The organism is Microtetraspora malaysiensis (assembly GCF_050947145.1).
Lineage (GTDB): Bacteria > Actinomycetota > Actinomycetes > Streptosporangiales > Streptosporangiaceae > Microtetraspora_A > Microtetraspora_A malaysiensis.
On sequence record NZ_CP191998.1, the window covers coordinates 3,562,038 to 3,579,488 of the forward strand.

General features: G+C 71.3%; 17 protein-coding genes. 9 read left to right on the forward strand and 8 right to left on the reverse strand.

Annotation, left to right across the window (positions count from 1 at the left end):
- The first annotated feature begins 250 nt into the window (after window positions 1-250).
- Genes ACQP1V_RS16815 through ACQP1V_RS16845 form a run of 7 tightly spaced genes read left to right on the forward strand, consistent with a single transcriptional unit; the run spans window position 251 to window position 8,843 of the window.
- Window positions 251-1,426 carry a hypothetical protein gene (locus ACQP1V_RS16815; protein WP_433423867.1) on the forward strand — a complete coding sequence of 392 codons (1,176 nt, stop codon included), beginning with the start codon at window positions 251-253 and terminating at the stop codon, window positions 1,424-1,426.
- Window positions 1,423-3,648, forward strand: coding sequence for a tetratricopeptide repeat protein (locus ACQP1V_RS16820; RefSeq protein ID WP_433423870.1), 2,226 nt, complete (start codon window positions 1,423-1,425; stop codon window positions 3,646-3,648). The genes ACQP1V_RS16815 and ACQP1V_RS16820 overlap by 4 nt, the downstream gene beginning before the upstream one ends.
- Window positions 3,645-4,556 (forward strand): PP2C family serine/threonine-protein phosphatase, encoded by a 912-nt coding sequence (locus ACQP1V_RS16825; RefSeq protein ID WP_433423873.1) that lies wholly within the window; start codon window positions 3,645-3,647, stop codon window positions 4,554-4,556. Before ACQP1V_RS16820 ends, ACQP1V_RS16825 begins: the two co-directional genes overlap by 4 nt.
- Window positions 4,553-5,842 (forward strand): VWA domain-containing protein, encoded by a 1,290-nt coding sequence (locus tag ACQP1V_RS16830; protein WP_433423876.1) that lies wholly within the window; start codon window positions 4,553-4,555, stop codon window positions 5,840-5,842. The genes ACQP1V_RS16825 and ACQP1V_RS16830 overlap by 4 nt, the downstream gene beginning before the upstream one ends.
- 2 nt (window positions 5,843-5,844) lie before the next feature.
- Window positions 5,845-6,528: an FHA domain-containing protein gene (locus ACQP1V_RS16835; protein WP_433423879.1), complete on the forward strand. Its 684-nt coding sequence runs from the start codon at window positions 5,845-5,847 to the stop codon at window positions 6,526-6,528.
- A gap of 1 nt (window position 6,529) precedes the next feature.
- Window positions 6,530-8,005, forward strand: coding sequence for a hypothetical protein (locus ACQP1V_RS16840; RefSeq protein ID WP_433423882.1), 1,476 nt, complete (start codon window positions 6,530-6,532; stop codon window positions 8,003-8,005).
- Window positions 8,006-8,045: 40 nt separating this feature from the next.
- Window positions 8,046-8,843 carry a glutamate ABC transporter substrate-binding protein gene (locus tag ACQP1V_RS16845; RefSeq protein ID WP_433423885.1) on the forward strand — a complete coding sequence of 266 codons (798 nt, stop codon included), beginning with the start codon at window positions 8,046-8,048 and terminating at the stop codon, window positions 8,841-8,843.
- Between the two features lie 42 nt (window positions 8,844-8,885).
- On the opposite strand, the gene ACQP1V_RS16850 is transcribed toward ACQP1V_RS16845, so the two are convergent.
- Window positions 8,886-9,599, reverse strand: coding sequence for a TetR/AcrR family transcriptional regulator (locus ACQP1V_RS16850; protein WP_433423888.1), 714 nt, complete (start codon window positions 9,597-9,599; stop codon window positions 8,886-8,888).
- A 129-nt stretch (window positions 9,600-9,728) separates the two neighbouring features.
- On the opposite strand from ACQP1V_RS16850, the gene ACQP1V_RS16855 reads away from it, so the two are divergent.
- A complete protein-coding gene (locus ACQP1V_RS16855; protein ID WP_433423891.1) occupies window positions 9,729-10,952 on the forward strand; it encodes a saccharopine dehydrogenase family protein in 1,224 nt (407 codons plus the stop codon).
- Window positions 10,953-11,045: 93 nt separating this feature from the next.
- Here the strand turns inward: ACQP1V_RS16855 and ACQP1V_RS16860 are convergent, their stop codons facing one another.
- The 5 genes from ACQP1V_RS16860 to ACQP1V_RS16880 form a co-directional block, all read right to left on the reverse strand.
- Complete coding sequence (locus ACQP1V_RS16860) at window positions 11,046-12,581, reverse strand: alpha/beta fold hydrolase (protein ID WP_433423894.1); 1,536 nt, start codon at window positions 12,579-12,581, stop codon at window positions 11,046-11,048.
- Window positions 12,582-12,622: 41 nt separating this feature from the next.
- Window positions 12,623-13,321, reverse strand: coding sequence for a response regulator transcription factor (locus tag ACQP1V_RS16865; protein ID WP_387416872.1), 699 nt, complete (start codon window positions 13,319-13,321; stop codon window positions 12,623-12,625).
- Window positions 13,318-14,451 (reverse strand): sensor histidine kinase, encoded by a 1,134-nt coding sequence (locus tag ACQP1V_RS16870; protein WP_433423898.1) that lies wholly within the window; start codon window positions 14,449-14,451, stop codon window positions 13,318-13,320. The genes ACQP1V_RS16865 and ACQP1V_RS16870 overlap by 4 nt, the downstream gene beginning before the upstream one ends.
- 227 nt (window positions 14,452-14,678) lie before the next feature.
- Window positions 14,679-15,143 carry a hypothetical protein gene (locus ACQP1V_RS16875; RefSeq protein WP_433423900.1) on the reverse strand — a complete coding sequence of 155 codons (465 nt, stop codon included), beginning with the start codon at window positions 15,141-15,143 and terminating at the stop codon, window positions 14,679-14,681.
- A gap of 245 nt (window positions 15,144-15,388) precedes the next feature.
- On the reverse strand, window positions 15,389-15,679 hold the full coding sequence (locus ACQP1V_RS16880; protein WP_433423903.1) for a 2Fe-2S iron-sulfur cluster-binding protein: 291 nt from the start codon (window positions 15,677-15,679) through the stop codon (window positions 15,389-15,391).
- Between the two features lie 10 nt (window positions 15,680-15,689).
- Here ACQP1V_RS16880 and ACQP1V_RS16885 point away from each other — a divergent pair, with 10 nt between their 5' ends.
- Window positions 15,690-15,851 carry a hypothetical protein gene (locus ACQP1V_RS16885; RefSeq protein ID WP_433423906.1) on the forward strand — a complete coding sequence of 54 codons (162 nt, stop codon included), beginning with the start codon at window positions 15,690-15,692 and terminating at the stop codon, window positions 15,849-15,851.
- A 61-nt stretch (window positions 15,852-15,912) separates the two neighbouring features.
- Here the strand turns inward: ACQP1V_RS16885 and ACQP1V_RS16890 are convergent, their stop codons facing one another.
- Window positions 15,913-16,887, reverse strand: coding sequence for an aldo/keto reductase (locus tag ACQP1V_RS16890; protein WP_433423907.1), 975 nt, complete (start codon window positions 16,885-16,887; stop codon window positions 15,913-15,915).
- Complete coding sequence (locus ACQP1V_RS16895) at window positions 16,884-17,234, reverse strand: MerR family transcriptional regulator (protein WP_387416877.1); 351 nt, start codon at window positions 17,232-17,234, stop codon at window positions 16,884-16,886. The genes ACQP1V_RS16890 and ACQP1V_RS16895 overlap by 4 nt, the downstream gene beginning before the upstream one ends.
- Window positions 17,235-17,451 lie beyond the last annotated feature (217 nt).

Here is a 17,451-nt window from a genome sequence, read left to right on the forward strand (position 1 = left end):
CCGGGGAGGGGTCCTCATCGCGGAGCCCAGCGTGGATCTGGTCGTGGTGCCGTTGGTCGTGTTGCGGCCGGCGCGGTGCAGGTGGCGCGGTCGGCGTCGCGCTGACGGAGTCCGGGCACCGACCGGCGGAGGGAACGGGTATAGCGCGCGAATCCCAAAATTGTGTAAAGAATAGGGGTGGGAAGAATCTTGTCCATCCCACGCTGGGAGCGCATGCACGTTGGCCATGCCAGGGGCCGGTGGCCCGCCGATGAGCATCGAAGCAGTCGACTTCGCGCTGCGCCGCCGTGCCGAGGAACGTGATCGGATCTCGGACGACCTGCTGGACCTCGACTCCCACCCGGGTTACCGGCTGCTCAAGGGTGCGCGGCTGGCCGGGGAGACCCGGCGCCGCTGGGACGAGGCACAGGCCCGAGCGGTGACCTTGTGGTGGCTGTTCGACGCCTACCGGGGGGTGCTCGATCGCGCGCAGGAGCTCAGGGCCGGCAAGCCCGACCTGGCCGCGCTGACCGGGCTGCTCGCCGGCCCGTCGGTGGAGCTGAAGCCGGAGAACGTGCCCGTCGAGAAGCGGTCGCTGCTGCGGGCCGCAGGCGAGTGGATCACGTTGGACACGGTGGTGGCGCGGATGGACGCCGCCTACCGCGACGTCGCCGAGACGGTCGCGGCCGCGGACGACGCCTGGAGTGCGCTGCTCCCGCGGCTTGACGAGGCCGACGTCGCCCGCCGCTCGGCTCAGGACCAGCTGCGCGACCTCGACGGCGCCGATCCGGATCTGGAGCGCATCGGCGCCGGGATCGACCGGATTCGCGCGGTGGTCACCGCCGACCCGCTCGGCGCTGCCGCCCCCGATGGCAAGATCGGTGGCGAGCTCAACGGATTACTCGCCGACCTCGCCGCCCGTCGCGGGCTGCTGGAGCAGGCCGCGCGGATCCGGGCGGAGTACGGCGACCGGGCCCGCCGCCTCGGCGAGCGCATCGCGCAGGTCGCCGAGGCAGAGAACGAGGCTCGCTCGATCCGGGACACGGTGCTCGTCAAGATCGCCTCACCCGCGCTGCCGGCGCTGCCGGACGAGGCCGCCGCGCTGCGGGACCGGCTGGCCGCGCTGGATACGGCCGGCGGTCGCTGGCTGGAGCTGGTCGAGCGGCTGACCGGGCTGGAACGGGCCGTGGACGAGGCGCTGGCGCGAGCGCGGACCGCGACCGAATCGATGGCGGGCCTCATCGGCCGTCGTGACGAGCTGCGTGGCCGGCTGGAGGCTTACCACGCCAAGGTGGTCCGGCTCGGGCATGCCGAGGACGCCGCACTCAGTGAGATGTACGGGGAGGCCCGCGCCCTGCTCTGGACGGCACCGTGCGATCTACGGCAGGCTACCGTCGCGATCGCCGCCTACCAGCGGGCGATCAGCCGGATCGGAGTGGCGGGATGATCAGATGCGCCCAGCCGGGGTGCGGCGGCACCGTGGAGGACGGTTACTGCGACGCCTGCGGCCTGGCCCCGCAGCCGGAGCCGGCCGCACAGCCGGACCCGGCGCCGGCGCCGCCCTCGGCGTCCCTGACCAGACCGTCCATCCCGCTGGACATGTCGGGTACGGCACGTACCGGCACGAGCCGGCCGAGCGGCCGGTCGAGCAGAGGCCAGCTCGGGATGGGCCTGGTCGAGGTGCCGGCCGTGCCGTACCGGGACCCGGCCGGGGTGGTACTGGCCCACCCCCAGGTGCCGGAGGACCGGCGCTTCTGCGGCAATCCCGACTGCGGCAAGCCGGTGGGCCGCCGCAGAGGTGACCAGCCGGGGCGACCGGAGGGGTACTGCCCGCACTGCGGCTGGCGGTTCTCGTTCACGCCCAAGCTCGCCGCGGGCGAACTCGTCGGCGGGCAGTACGAGGTCAAGGGCTGTCTGGCGCACGGTGGTCTCGGCTGGATCTACCTGGCGGCCGACCGGCACCTGGAGGGCCGGTGGGTGGTCCTGAAGGGGCTGCTCGACACAGGGGACGTGGAGGCGCTGGCCGCGGCGGAGGCCGAGCGGCATTTCCTCACCGCGATGGACCATCCGAACATCGTCAAGATCTTCAACTTCGTCACCCACCCCGACCCCGGCACCGGGACGATGGTGGGCTACATCGTGATGGAGTACGTCGGCGGTGTGTCGCTCCAGGAGATGCTGCACGCGCGGCTACGGGAGGGTGCCAACCGCCAGGCGCTCCCGGTCGCCCAGGTCATCGCCTACGGGCTGGAGATCCTCAAGGCCTTCGGCTACCTGCACGACCAGGGCCTGCTCTACTGCGATCTGAAGCCGGGCAACGTCATCCAGGTGGAGGAGCAGCTCAAGCTCATCGATCTCGGCGCCGTGCGGAGGATCGACGACGCGGACAGCGCGATCTACGGGACGGTCGGGTACCAGGCGCCGGAGATCGCCTTCGACGGGCCGTCAATCTGTTCCGACCTCTACACGGTGGGGCGCACGCTCGCCGTGCTGGGCTTCCCGTTCAGTCCCGTCAGGGACGGGTCCGCCGCTCCGCTGCCGGCGATCGACCAGGGGTACGAGTCCTACCGCCGGTTCCTGGAACGGGCGACCGACTCCGAGCCGGCCCGGCGGTTCCAGAGCACGGCGGAGATGTCCGACCAGCTCGTCGGCGTGCTCAGGGAGGTGCGTGCCGCCGAGCTGGGCGTCCCCCACGCCGCGCAGTCCGGACTGTTCGGCCCGGAGCGCCGGGCCGTCGGAACCGAGCTCGCCCCGGCGGCCACAGGCCAGGTCTTCGGCCCACTCGACCGCCTCGCCGTCGTGTCCGCACTGCCCGTCCCCCTGGTGGACCCGCTCGACCCCGGCGCCGGCCTGCTCGCGGGCCTCACTTCGGGAAATCCCGCCGAGCTGGTGACGCTGCTCGAATCCGCCCCGTCCACTCCGGAGACCACGCTCGCGCTGATCAGGGTGCTCAGTGAACTCGGCCGTCCGGTCCCCGACCAGCTGCTCGCGGACGCCACCGGGCAACTGCCGGGAGACTGGCGGATCTGGTGGTATCGGGGGGTCGGGCAACTGGCCTCGGGGGACCCGGAGGAAGCGGCGCGCATCTTCGACGGGCTCTATTCGTGGCTCCCCGGCGAGGCCGCGCCCAGGCTGGCCCTCGCGTTCGCCCTCGAAGCCGGCGGAGCGGGCCAGGAGGCGGCTCGCCATTACGCGGCCATCTGGCAGACAGACCGCTCATACGTGAGCGCCGGCTTCGGCCTGGCCAGGCTCCGGCTGGCGGAGGGCGATCGCGCCGGGGCGACCACCGGCCTGGACGAGGTGCCCGCGACCTCCATCCACCGCACCGCCGCGCAGGCGGCCGCGGTGGCGGCGGCCGTACGAGGACATGACCCTGCCGAAGGCGAACTCGTCGCCGCGGGCGAGCGGCTGCGGAGCCTGAAGCTCGACGCCCGGGACCGCGACGGGCTGCTCTCGGAGGTGCTGCGGAGCGCCCTCGGCCGGGTCACCACCGGTCAGGCCGCCTCATCCGGGCAGGCGACGCTGCTGGGCACTCGGCTGCACGAGCAGGATGTGCGCGCCGAGCTGGAGCGCGTCTACCGGGCGCTGGCCAGATCGGCGCGATCCGTGGAGGAGCGGCACGCCTTCGTCGATCTGGCCAACACCGTACGTCCGAGGACGCTGTGGTGAGCGGCAGCTGTCCCGCCTGCGGGACGCTCGTCCTGGCGGGTGAGGCATTCTGCGAGCAGTGCGGCCACGCGCTGGGAGTCGCCGGCTGCACCACGTGCGGCGCTCCGGCGGTCGGGGCCGACGGCTACTGCGAGAACTGCGGCATGCTCCAGCCCTCCGACCGCGACCACGTCGAGATCGAGCTGGAGGTCGCGGCCGGGGTGAGCGACCGTGGCCTGCGGCACAACCGCAACGAGGACGCCATGGCGCTGACGGCGGCCGGCACGGCAGCCGACATGGTGGCCGTAGGAGTGGTCTGTGACGGGGTGTCCACCTCGCCGCGCCCGGAGGAGGCGTCCCAGACCGCCGTCGACACCGCCGCGGCCGTCCTCGCCAAGCACCTGGGGGAGGGGGCCGACGCCGAGACCGCGACCCGGGAGGCGGTACGGCTCGCCGCCGAAGCCGTCGCCGCCTTGGCCGAGAAGGGCGGGGACGCGCCCGCCTGCACCTACGTGTCGGCGGTGGTCGGCAGGCGGCAGGTCACGGTCGGCTGGGTGGGCGACAGCCGGGCCTACTGGCTCGGACCCGGATCCGAGGTGCTGACCGGTGACGACGCCACCCCGGGAACGCACATGCTGACCGCCTGGCTGGGCGCGGACGCGGGCGAGGTCGTGCCGCACATCCGCACGTTCACCCCGGACGGGCCGGGCGTGGTCCTGCTGTGCAGCGACGGCCTGTGGAATTACCACCCCGAGCCGGCGGCGCTCGCGGCCGTCGCCCTGAACGCCACCCCCCGCGCGGCGGCGCAGCGGCTCGTGCGGCTCGCGCTGGAGGCCGGAGGACACGACAACATCACCGTCTTGGTGATCCCTTTCGGACCCGGGGATCAGGCCGAGGCCACCGTGGTCTTCCCGAAGGAGCAGCAGTGACCGACTTCGCCATGCGCGTAGACCAGAACAAATACCTTCCCACGGGAAGCGGGGAGGTGCACGCGATCGTCACGGTCGAGGCGAGCGGCCCGATCGAGCGTGCCCCCACGGTCGAGGCCGCCGAGATCATCATCGTCGACACCTCCGGCTCGATGTCGTACGACAAGATCGCCGAGGCGAGGAAGGCCGCGCGGGCCGCCATCGACACCCTCCGCGACGGGGTGCACTTCGCGGTCGTCGCCGGCAACCACGAAGCCCAGATCATCTTCCCCGACCGGGCGATGCTGGTGCCGGCGACCCCGGAGAGCAGAAGCGCCGCGAGGGAGGCCGTCACCCGGCTGGTGGCCGAAGGGGGGACGGCGATGGGCCGGTGGCTGCGTCGCGCCGCCGATCTGTTCAGCGATTTCCAGCAGGCGCACCCCGGCGCGATCAAGCATGCCATCCTGCTGACCGACGGAAAGAACGAGCACGAGAAGGCGCCGGAGTTCGCCGCGAACCTGGCGTACTGTGCGGGGAAGTTCGTCTGCGACTGCCGCGGCGTGGGCGTCGACTGGGTGGTCGCCGAGCTTCGCGAGATCGCCTCCACCCTGCTCGGCAGCGTGATGGACATCCGCCGGCCCGAGGACCTGGAGGCCGACTTCCGGGCGATGACCCAGGCGGCGATGGGCAAGACGGTCGCGGACGTGGCGCTGCGTCTGTGGACGCCGCGCGCGGCGAAGCTGAACTTCGTCAAGCAGGTCTCGCCGACGTTGGAGGACCTGACCGGCCGCCGCACCGAGGTGGACGCGCTGACCGGCGACTACCCCACCGGAGCCTGGGGCGGCGAATCCCGCGAATACCACATCAACGTGCGGGTGCCGGCCGGGAACGTCGGCCAGGAGATGCGCGCCGGCCTGGTGCGACTGGTTCTGCCCGGGACCGGAGAGGTGCTGGCCAAGGGGAACATCCTGGCGCAGTGGAGCGACGACCCCGTCCAGTCGACCCGCATCAACCCCCGGGTGGCCCACTACACCGGCCAGCAGGAACTCGCCTCGCTCATCCAGGAGGGCCTGCAGGCCCGCAACGACGGTGACCTGGACACCGCGACCGCCCGGCTCGGCAAGGCACGCGGCATCGCCGAGAAGGCCGGCAACGAGGAGACCGCCAAGCTGCTCGACAAGGTGATCGAGTTCGACCCCGGCACGGGAACCGCCCGCCTCCGGCGGGACGTCGACAAGGCGGACGAGATCGCGCTCGACACCCGGTCGGTCCGCACCGTCCGGATGCGCAAGGACCCGGAGGCCTGAGCATGGCGATCTGCCCGGTAGGGCACGATTCTGCGGACGAGGAGTACTGCGACGTCTGCGGTGCGCTGCTGGCGGGCACCCCGGCCGCCCCGGCTGCCCCGGTCGCTTCGGCTCCGGCCGTCCCGCCCGACGCCCACCAGCTGGACGACTGTCCCGACTGCGGGGCGCCACGTGGCGGCCGATTCTGCGAGAGCTGCGGCTACGACTTCGTGCTCGGCGGCGGGAACCAGGTGACGCCGCCGTCCACGCCGCCATCCCCGCAGCCCTCCACGCCGGACACCCCGGCCTCGGGCTGGGTCGCGGTGATCGCGGCGGACCGCGACCACTACGAGGCCGTGATCGCGCAGGGCGGCCCCGACGCGGCCCGCGTCGCGTTCCCGCCGTACTGCCCGGAGCGGCGGGTACCTCTGGCCGGGCTCGAGGTCAGGATCGGGCGGCGCAGCAAGTCGCGGGCGCTGACCCCCGAGATCGACCTGGCCGGGCCGCCCGAGGACCCCGGCGTCTCCCACCTGCACGCGGTGCTGCTCGCACAGCCCGACGGGACGTGGCAGCTCGTCGACCTGGGATCCGCCAACGGAACCCTGCTCAACGGCAAGACGGTGGAGCACAACGCGCTGATCCCGCTCGGCGACGGGGATCGCGTCCACGTCGGCGCATGGACCAGCATCACGGTGCGGAAGGGCTGAGATGGCCGTTGTCACCCCCACCACCACCACCGGCCCAACCACCACCGGCCCCACCTCCGCGCCCGTCCCTCCGCCCGCGCCTGTAACCGCGCCCACGCCCGCCTCTTCGCCGCCGCGCGCCCTGCGGCTGCGAACGGTTCCCGGGCGGATCCGTGCCGGGGCCGGCGCCGCCGTCCTCGCCGTCGGCCTGCTGTTCGCGCTGATGGGCGTGGCCCTGGGGCACGCCGGGGACGGACTGCGGGCGATCGGGCACACAGCGGGCCCGCAGGTGGTGGCCACCGCCGACCTGTACTTCGCGCTGAGCGACATGGACGCTCAGGTAGCCACCGTGCTGCTGACCGGCGAAAAGGGCGGGCCCGGCCGCCAGGCCGCGCTGGACCGCTACGACCAGCGCCGCGCGCAGGCCGACAGCGCCGTGCTGCAGGCCGCCGACCTGGCCGGAGACGACCCGACGGGGCAGATGACCGTGCGCGCCGTACTCGACGGGCTCGGCCGCTACGAGCGGCTCGCGTCGCGCGCCCTGCTCCTGGACGAGCAGTCCCGGCATGCCGCAGGGCCCCCCTCGCAGGCGGCTCTCGACGTCTACCGCCAGGCCACCGACCTGATGCGGTTGGACCTGCTGCCCAAGGCGTACAACCTCACGCTCGACAGCGGGACCGTCGTCAGGCACGCCTACGCGGACGAGTCGGCCGCCGTGCTGGCGGGCCGGTTCTGGGTGGCGCTCAGCGGGGCGCTCGCGCTGGCCGTCCTCGTCGCGCTGCAGGCCTTCCTGGCCCGCAGGTTCCGTCGTGCGATCAACCCGGCGCTGCTGGCGGCCACCGTCGTCGTCGGTGTGCTGACCATCGCGGGAGTGCTCGTCCTGCAGCGGGTGTCCGACGATATGCGGACGGCCAAGGAGGATGGCTTCGACTCGGTTCTCGTGCTGTCTCGGGCACGCGCGATCGGGAACAGCCTGCACGGTGATGAGAGCAGGTATCTGCTCGACCCGCAGCGGGCGGACACCTACGAGCAGGTGTACCTCGACAAGTCGCAGTCGGTGCTCTACGTCCCCGGCGGGAACCTGGACAAGTACTACGCCGCGGTGGACAACAGCGTCGCCGCCTTCCCCGGTAAGGCGGACTTCCTCGGCTTCTACGGCTCGGAGGCCGGTCGTATCACCCTGCCCGGCCAGCGTGAGGCCCTGGCCAGGGTGCTCACGCTTTACCAGAAATTCCAGCACGATGACCGGCAGATGCGGCAGCTCGCCACAACGGGCAGGAGCGGGGACGCCGTACGGCAGGCCACGGGCGCCTCATTCAGGGCCTACGACGGCGCCCTGGTCGAGCTGACGAAGCTGCACCGCCTGGCGTTCGACGACGCCGTGGCGGAGGGCGACCGCGCCCTCGGTGGCTGGAACCTTCTGCTGTCAGGGGCGGCGCTCGCGGCCGCCCTGCTGATCCTGGTCGGAGTCCGGCCCCGGCTCGCCGAGTACCGGTGAAGGGAAGATGTCAATGGTCGGGCTGACCAGGAGGGGCCGTTTGCGGCGTATCGCCGCGTCGGTGCTGCTCGGGGCCGTGGCGCTGCTGTCGGCGACGGCCTGCGGCGCCGGCTCGTCGATCCTCGACAAGGATGTCCTGGTCATCGGGGTGAAGCCGGACCAGCCCGGGTTGGGGATGAAGAAGGCGGAGGGCGAGTTCGCCGGATTCGACGTCGACGTGGCCGGCTACATCGCCCGCAAGCTGGGCAAGAACGCCAGGTTCGTCGCGGTGCCCTCGTCCGAGCGGGAGAAGGCGCTCATGAACGGCTCGGTCGATCTGGTCGTCGCCACCTATTCGATCACTCCGGAACGCAAGACGAAGGTGGCCTTCGGCGGGCCGTACTACGTCGCCCACCAGGACACTCTCGTACGGGCCGGGGAGAGCGCGGTCGCCAACGTGCGGGACCTGAAGGGGCGCAAGCTGTGCCAGGTGACCGGTTCGAACTCCTGGCGCCGGGTGAAGGAAGAACGGAAGATCGCCGTGGAGCTGGTCGAGGCCGCCTCCTACAGCGAGTGCATGTCCGATCTGAAGGCGGGGAAGGTGGACGCGGTGTCCACCGACGACCTCATCCTGGCCGGCTTCGCCACCTCGGACATGAAGATCGTCAACGCGCCGTTCACCGACGAGCGGTACGGCGTGGGCATCAAGGCCGGGGACCTGGACGGCTGCGAGGCGGTCAACAAGGCCATCACCGAGATGTACCTGGACGGAACCGCGAAGAAGCTGCTGCAGGAGTGGTTCGGGAAGTCCGGCCTGGCGCTCACTTTCACCGTCCCCCAGTTCGAAGGCTGCGGCTGACCTCCGCCGCCGACGCGGGGCCCGTGGCCCGGGGCCCGACGGTCAGGCCGCGCCCGGACCGGCAGTGAGGTGTGACTCGGCGCTGCCGAGCAGCATCTCCAGGGCGGCGGGGTAGGCGCTGTCGTTCATGCCGGCGACCAGCAGGGGGGCGACCGCCGCGATGTTGGGATGAGTGGCCGCCGGCAGGCGTGCGTAGGTCGCCTGCCAGATCTCCTCGTCCGCCGTGCGTGCTTCCTCGGGCAGCGCCAGGGACGCCGCGTCCAGCGCGGCGAAGGCCAGAGTCATGTCGATGAAGGCGTGGTAGATGCGGACGACGTCTCGGTCCGGGAACCCCGCGCCCCGCAGCAGCCCGAGGATCGCCTCGTCGGCCGCGACTTCGTGAGACTTGCCGGATATGCGGTTGGCGGTCAGCACCGCGGCCTGTGGGTGTTCGAGGTAGGCGGCGTGGATGCGCAGGCCCAGCTCGCGAAGATCGGCACGCCAGTCGCCGGTGCCGTACCAGTCGGCCATCGCCTGGCCGATGAGCAGGTCGCCGATGGCCAGCGTCAGGTCGTCCATGCCGGTGAAGTAGCGGTAGAGCGTGCTGGGGTCGGCTCCCAGGGCGATGCCGAGCCGTCGCACGGTCAGACCCGCGGAGCCATGCTCGCGCAGCATACGCAGCGCGGTCCGCACGATCAGCTCCTCCGAGAGAACCATCCCGCTCTTTGTCGGGCGGCGGCGTTGCCGCGCCGACTCCGAGACCACCGGCTTGGGCACGGTGTTCCCCTCCTCCTGTCGCCTGTTCCTTCGCCCCCAAGCTTATGCCAACACAATTGACGTATGAAGGGGCGGTGACGTTGGATCGGGCACACCAAGGCGTGTGCCTCGGAAAGGGGATGTTCTGTCATGCGTGTTCTGCTTGTCGGTGCCGGTGGTGTGGGCACGGCGATCACCCGGATCGCGGCCCGCCGATCGTTCTTCGACCACATGGTCGTCGTCGACTACGACCTGTCCCGCGCCGAGGCGGCCGTCGCCGCGCTCGGGGAGGCGGGTACCCGCTTCAGCGCCGGGCGGGTCGACGCGAGCGACGAGGCGGCCGTGGCGGCACTGCTGGAGGAGCACCGCTGCGACGTCCTGCTCAACGCCACCGACCCGCGCTTCGTGATGCCGCTGTTCCGGGCGGCGCTGCGCGTCGGCGCGCACTACCTGGACATGGCGATGTCGCTGTCCCGGCCGCACCCGGAGCGCCCCCATGAGGTGTGCGGGGTCAAGCTCGGCGACGCTCAGTTCGAACTGGCCGCCGAGTGGGAGAAGGCGGGCAAGCTCGCGCTGGTCGGCATCGGTGTGGAGCCGGGGCTGTCGGACGTCTTCGCCCGTTACGCAGCCGACGAGCTCTTCGATCACATCGAGGAGATCGGCATCCGCGACGGTGCCGACCTCACCGTAGAGGGGTACGACTTCGCGCCCTCGTTCAACATCTGGACCACCATCGAAGAGTGCCTCAACCCGCCGATCGTCTACGAGGCCGGCCGAGGCTGGTTCACCACCCCGCCCTTCAGCGAGCCGGAGGTGTTCGACTTTCCCGACGGCATCGGCCCGGTCGAGTGCGTCAACGTCGAGCACGAGGAGGTGCTGCTCGTTCCCCGCTGGGTCGACGCCGAGCGGGTGACCTTCAAGTACGGACTGGGCGCGGAGTTCATCCAGACGCTGCGAACCCTGCACCTGCTCGGCCTCGACCGCACCGAGCCGGTCCAGGTCCTCGGTGCGGACGGCACTCCCGTCATGGTCTCCCCGCGCGATGTGGTCGCGGCGTGCCTGCCCGACCCCGCGACCCTCGGGGAGCGCATGCGCGGCAAGACGTGCGCGGGCACCTGGGTCAAGGGCACCAGGAACGGCAGCCCGCGCGAGGTCTACCTCTACCACGTGGTCGACAACGAGTGGTCCATGCGGGAGTACGGCTCCCAGGCCGTGGTGTGGCAGACCGCCGTCAACCCGGTGGTGGCCCTTGAGCTGATAGCCGCGGGCCTCTGGTCCGGCGTCGGCGTCCTGGGCCCGGAAGCCCTTCCGCCCCGGCCCTTCCTCGACCTGCTGACCGCGTACGGCGCCCCGTGGGGCATGCGCGAACAGTGACCGTGAGCGTCGGGGCGCCCTGCCCCCGGACCGCCATGACGACCTGACGAAGTCCTGCCCGCCGTCTCCGCGGACGAAGATTCGGCGTGGGCATCAAGGCCGGGGACCTGGACGGCTGCGGTTGACCTCCGCGGGATCCACCGCGATGGGCGGGATCCGCTTCAGGCAGGCGGTCGGCCCGGGGGTTCCCTCGGCGACGAAACCGGTGACGATGCCGGAGACGCAGCCGCTGGGGTCCAGGTCGGGGACGTGGCCCAGGTTCGGTACGGAGACGAGCCTTGATCGCTTGAACCTGCGGGCCACCTTGGCGGCGTCGGAGTCCGGGGTGATCGCGTCCAGGTCGCCGGTGAGCACCAGGGCCGGGACGTCGGGGAAGTCGTCACTGACAGGGTGGGGCCGGGTCGCGCTCTGGCGCGGCCACTCCAGGCAGATGTCGCCCGACCAGAAGGTCGCCGCGGCCGCGGCCGCCGGGCTGAAAGCTCCGAAGCCGGCGGGGTCGGTGCGGGCGAGCGCCCGGTCGTACTGCCGGCGCCGCTGGGCCGGAGTGGCGTCCACCGACCAGGCTCTGGGGTAGTCGTTGCACGCCACGCTGATGCCCAGGGAGGAGTTCGGCTCCTCTCCCTCGGCCCCGACCACCCGCTGGACGGCGGCGGTCAGCAGCGTGAAATCGCCGCGGGCGGCGTCATGTATCAGGGCCGGGAAGGCGCCGATCAGTGAGGACGCCTGGGGATCGGCGCCGGTTCCGCTGGTGGAGTTCTGGATGGCCAGCCGGGTGAGCCACTCCTCGCCGAACTCCACGACGCGCTTCTCGGCGCCGACCTTGACCGACAGGGGGACCGGCCGCTTCCGGACAGCGGCGGCGAAGATCCGCAGGTCACGTACGGCCGCGGCGCCGTCACACGCCTTGCTCCGCTCGCAGATCCGGCGCAGGGTCATCGTGAAGGCGCGGGCGTTGGGCCGCTGGAAGGTGTCGAAGTCGAGCGGCAGCACCCCCGACAGCGTGATCGACCTGACCTGCCGGGGATGGCGCTGGGCGTAGATCTGCATCAGGTAGGTGCCGTAGGACTCACCGACCAGGTCGAGCTTGGCGGCCCCGAGCCGGGCCCGTACCGCGTCGAGGTCGTCGGCGGTCGCGGCGGAGGTGTAGCCCCCGGCGCGCGGTCCCAGGCTGCTCCCGCAGCGGGCGACGGCCTTGCGCCGCCCCTGGGTCGTGCCCAGGAGGTCAGCGGTGGTGATGCCGCAGTCCAGGGGGCTGGACACGCCCGTACCCCGGGGATCGACGAGCAGCAGGTCGTGATCGGCAAAGAGCGGCGTGAGCAGGCCGAGATAGGCCGAGGCGAGAGGGAGCGCGGGGTTGCCGGGACCCCCGGGATTGACGGCGATCGTCCCGGTGGCGGGACGGTCCAGCGCGCTGCGCCGTACGACGGCGTAGCCGACCGAGACGGTGCCCAGCTCCGGCCGCTCCGCCACCAGCGGGCGGGTGATCGTGTCGCACTCCACCCGGTGTCCTGGGACCTCGGGACACCAGGGCTCTGTGGCCGCGGCGGCCGACGGGGTGGCGCCGAGCAGGGAGACTCCGGTGATGGCCACGGCTGCCAGTGCCGTGGTCCGCTTGGTTACTGAACGCATGGCATCCACGATCGGGCCTGCCCGGTGTCCGGATCATCCTGCTACGGGGCCGAGTTCGCGTCCGCTTCTCCTGCGTCGGGTGGAGGACCAGGGGCCAAGTCGACCAACCCCGCCTGGTAGGCGACGATCACGAGCTGTGCCCGGTCGCGTGCGTCCAGCTTCTGCAGCAGCTTGCCCATGTGGGCTTTCACGGTCGACAGCGTCACGTGCAGCTTCGCCATGATCTCGCTGTTGGACAGTCCCCGCGCGACCAGCTCAAGCACCTCGATCTCGCGCCCGGTCAGTGAATCGAGGACGGACGGGTTTCGGGGTGCGGGGGCGCGGCCGACGAAGTCGGCGATGAGCCGCCGGGTGATCGGCGGCGCCAGGAGCGCATCTCCGGCCGCGACCACCTCGATCGCCGCCACCAGTTCCCGGGGCGGGACGTCCTTGAGCAGGAACCCGGTGGCTCCGGCCCGGAGCCCCGCGTACACGTATTCGTCCAGGTCGAAGGTGGTGAGGATGAGCACTTTCACCGCGGGGTCGGCCGCCGTGATCCGGCGGGTCGCCTCGATGCCGTTCATGACCGGCATCCGCACGTCCATCAGCACCAGGTCGGGGCGAAGGGTGCGGGCCAGTTCCACGGCCCGGCCGCCGTCGGCGGCCTCCCCGACCACCTCGTGGCCCTCCCCGGTCAGCACCATCCGCAGGCTGGCGCACACCAGCCGTTCGTCGTCGGCGACGACCACCCGGAGCGTCACGACACCGCCTTCGCGGGGATCGGCAGATGCGCGGTGACGGCGTAGCCGCCGCCGGGCAGCGGTCCCGCCCGCAGCGACCCGCCGTACAGGGCGACCCGCTCGCGCATGCCCGTCAGCCCGTGCCCGCCGTCGGCGGGCGGGATCCGGGGCCTACGGCCAGGCGGTGGCGGGGGGTTGGTGATGTCCAGCAGCACCGCGTCCGGTTCGTACCCGACCAGCACCGTGCCGCTGCCGGTGCCCGCGTGCTTGATGATGTTGGTGAGCGCCTCCTGGACGACCCGGTAGGCGACCAGGTCCGCCCCCGCCGGCAGGGGGCGGGGATGCCCGTGGGTCCGCAGCTCCATCTCGACCCCGGCCTGCGCCGTACGGGCGATCAGTGAGCCGAGCCTGGCCAGGCCGGGCATCGGGGCCAGCTCTGGGGCCGCCGCCGTACCGTCCGGCTCCTCGCGCAGCACCTGCAGCAACCGCCGTACCTCCGTCATCGCCGCCCGTCCCGTCATCTCGATGGATCCCAGCGTCTCGCGCAGCACCGCCTCATGCTGTGGCGTGTGGAGGGCGGCGCCCGCCTGCATGGTCATCACACTCAGCCCGTGCGCGACCACGTCGTGCAGCTCGCGGGCGATGCGCATCCGCTCGGCGGTCAGCAGCGCCCGCGTGCGTTGCCGTTCGAGCGTGGCCAGCCCGGCGAGGTACGCCTGCCGGGCACGTGACAGCTCCCCGGTCAGCAGCCCCGGCACCACCAGTTCGATGTCGCGCGTCAGCTCGCTGACCGGTTGCCGCACCGCCACCCCCGCCACCAGCAGCACCACGGTCACCGTTCCGGCGAGGGCGGCGGCCTGTCGCCTGTCACGGGTGACAGTCATGGTGTGCAGCGCCAGCACCATCGGGATCGGCGGGTAGCCGCTCAGCGCCCCGGAGACGAGCAGCACCAGCGTGCCCGCAGTCACCACGACCAGGACGCCGACCGGCCGGCGGCGCCGGGCGATCGTCACCAGCGCCACCACCGCGCCGACCGCCTGCGACAGGAGGCTGCCCTGGCCGATCAGCAGCATGATCGCGCAGGTCAGCGCCGCGCCCCCGACATCGAGAGCGACCCAGTGCCGGGATCGCAGGCGGATCCAGTAGGTCATGAACGAAGCTAACCCGATCTCTCCCGGGCGCCTGTCATCCAAGGGGAGGAGGGCTGTTGGCCTGCGGGCCAACCCGGCCTACGACCGGAGAAGGAGGCGGGAGAGCGAAGAAGCCTCCCCGGCCCGGGAAGGATCAGGCCGTGGCGGACCGGGGAAGTGATCGGGGCCGTTGCAGGACCGGTTGGTGCGGTGGCGTCGGTTGATCCACCGGAAAGATGTGGCCCTCTCTACGCGGGGGCCTTCGCGACATGAAGTCCTCGGGTGATCGGTTCGAGCGCATCGTTCGCCAACTTGGACGTGGTGACCCTGACCAGCAGTCCGCGATCTATCAGCCACATCATGTCTGTGCGGTCATCGGAGATCACCGGATCACTGTCCTTCCTGGGCTCGACAGGACTCCGCATGACATTCATCGCGAGAATGTCCATGGCGTCGCGTATCTTGCTCGACCGGTAGACGGACACCTGCACGGTCCGAAGGCCGTCGCTGTCTTGCCAGCGAAGCGCCTTCCCACTGAGGCCGGCGACGTGCGCAGGCAGGCTCTCCGGCTGGCCGAGACCATCGGGAACGTAACGTACTTCAACCCCATCGATCTTGGGGACATCCGCGGCGACGGCGCCGCCGGTGGTTTCACCGGGCTGTGAGATGACGGAATAGGCCCAGCCGGCTGCCGCCGCGACAACTATGGCCATGGCCGTGATGATGACCTTCGTGCGCGTACGGACTCGGTTTCGCTGGAGCGGTATCGGGGCGGTTTCCTCTGCCCACACCGGGGACTCAAGTCGCGACAAAACGTCCTCCTCACTACAAGTGAGGATCAACAGTAAGCCAGACGCGGCCGCGTAGAAGGTCGAATTCGGTGAGTGGTGCCTGCTCGGCCCCGCCCCGCGCCGCCCCGCCCCGCCCCGCGCTCGCGGCACCCCCCAACGCCGGTCGGTCAGAGGTCGAGGACCAGGCGCGGGGACGCGCAGCGGGAGACGCAGAGCATCATGCTGGCCCCGGCGGCGCGCTCGTCGGCCGAGAGCACCGAGTCCCGGTGGTCGGGGCTGCCCGCGAGCACCTTCGTCTCACAGGAGCCGCAGGTGCCCTGGTAGCAGCTTCCGAGGTCGGCCAGGCCGGCGCTCTCGACCACGTCGAGGATCGACGTCCTCGCCGGCACGCGCAGCGTGACGCCGGAGCGGGCCAATTCGACCTCGAACTCCCGGTCGGCGGCCGGGTCGCCGGCCACCTCCGCGGGGGTGAAGCGCTCGACGTGGAGCGTTCCGGGGGGGGGGAGCCGCCTGCATGAGATCGACGCGCGGGAGGGCGTGCTCCACTCCATGCTGCTGCTCATGCCGCACTTCGAGCCCGAGTTCGCCGAGCGGGTCCGCGCCGCGATCGACCGGACCACGGCCGGCTGATCCGCCCCGTGGGGTGTGGCCCCGCCGCCTCGGAGAACGCAGGCCGCGGGGCCGTCGTCGCTCAGGCCTCGACGCTGCTCATGTCCGCGTAGCGTGCGCCGCGCACCGCGTCGGCGGGTACGGCCGACTCCAGCGCGGTGAGCTGGTCCGGCGTCAGCGTGATGCCGGCGGCTGCGGCGTTCTCCTCCAGGTAGCGGAGCCGCTTGGTGCCCGGGATCGGCACGATGTCGTCACCCTGCGCGAGCAGCCACGCCAGGGACAGCTGAGCCGGGGTGATCCCGGCCGCCTCGGCGATCTTCCGGACCTCGGCGACCAGGGCGGCGTTGCGCGCGGCGTTCTCGCCCTGGTTGCGCGGTGCCCACTTGCGGAAGTCGTCGTCGGGAAGCTGATCGGCCGGAGGGACGGTGCCGGTGAGGATGCCGCGGCTGATCGGGGAGTAGGCCACAAGCCCGACGCCCAATTCGCGCGCGGTGGGTAGGATCTCCTCCTCCAAGCCTCGGGTGAACAGGGAGTACTCGCTCTGCAGGGCGGCGATCGGGTGGACGGCGTTCGCCCTGCGCAGCGTCTCCGCGCTCACCTCCGACAGGCCCAGGTGCCTGACCTTGCCCTGCCGTACGAGCTCGGACATGGCGCCGACGGACTCCTCGACGGGCACGTCGGGGTTGCGGCGGTGCATGTAGTACAGGTCGATGTGGTCGACGCCGAGCCGCCGGAGGGAGGCGTCGCATGCGGCCCTGATGTACTCCGGCGTGTTGTCGATGGAGCGGACGTTTCCGTCACGCCTGATGCCGAACTTGGTGGCCAGCACGACCTCGTCCCTGCGGTCCCTGATCGCCCGGCCGACGAGGTCCTCGTTGTGTCCGGTGCCGTACATGTCGGCCGTGTCGAGGAAGTTCATGCCCAGGTCGAGTGCCCGGTGGATGACGGCGATCGACTCCTTCTCGTCGGCCGGGCCGTAGAACTCCGACATGCCCATGCAGCCGAGGCCGAGTGCCGAGACCTCCAGGCCGCTCTTTCCGAGGGTGCGCTTGATCATGTTGTCTCCCGGTAAGTCTTGATCTTGTAGTCCAGGGCCGACAGGTCCTGGGTGAGTTCGGCGATCCTGGCCGCGACCTTCTCGCGGTGCCGTTCCAGCATCCGGCGGCGTTCCTCGGCGGTGTGCGCGCCCGCGCGGAGCAACTGGGCGTAGCGGCACATGTCGGCGATCGACATGCCGGTGGAGCGCAACCTGGTGAGGAAGGCGAGCCATTCGAGGTCCCGCTCGTCGTAGTCGCGGTGCCCGCTGCCGTTCCTGTCGACGGAGTGGATGAGCCCGATCCGCTCGTAGTAGCGCAGCGTGTGCGCGCTCAGTCCTGACCTGCGTGCGGCCTCCTGGATCGTCATGTCTCCAGGGTCGCCCTTAGAGTGCGCTCGAAGTCAAACCGGCACGGCTCCCTGCCGTCCGGGCGATGATTCACGTCGGGCGCCGCGGGTGGTCGCGGACGTCGTCCGGCGGGTCGAGGCCGGCGAATTTGGGCCTTGACGGCGAACGGCCCGCGCTGTTCCCTGGCAATGAAAGTTAGGAAGCTTTCCTAACCTTTGTGTCCCCGCCATGACCAGC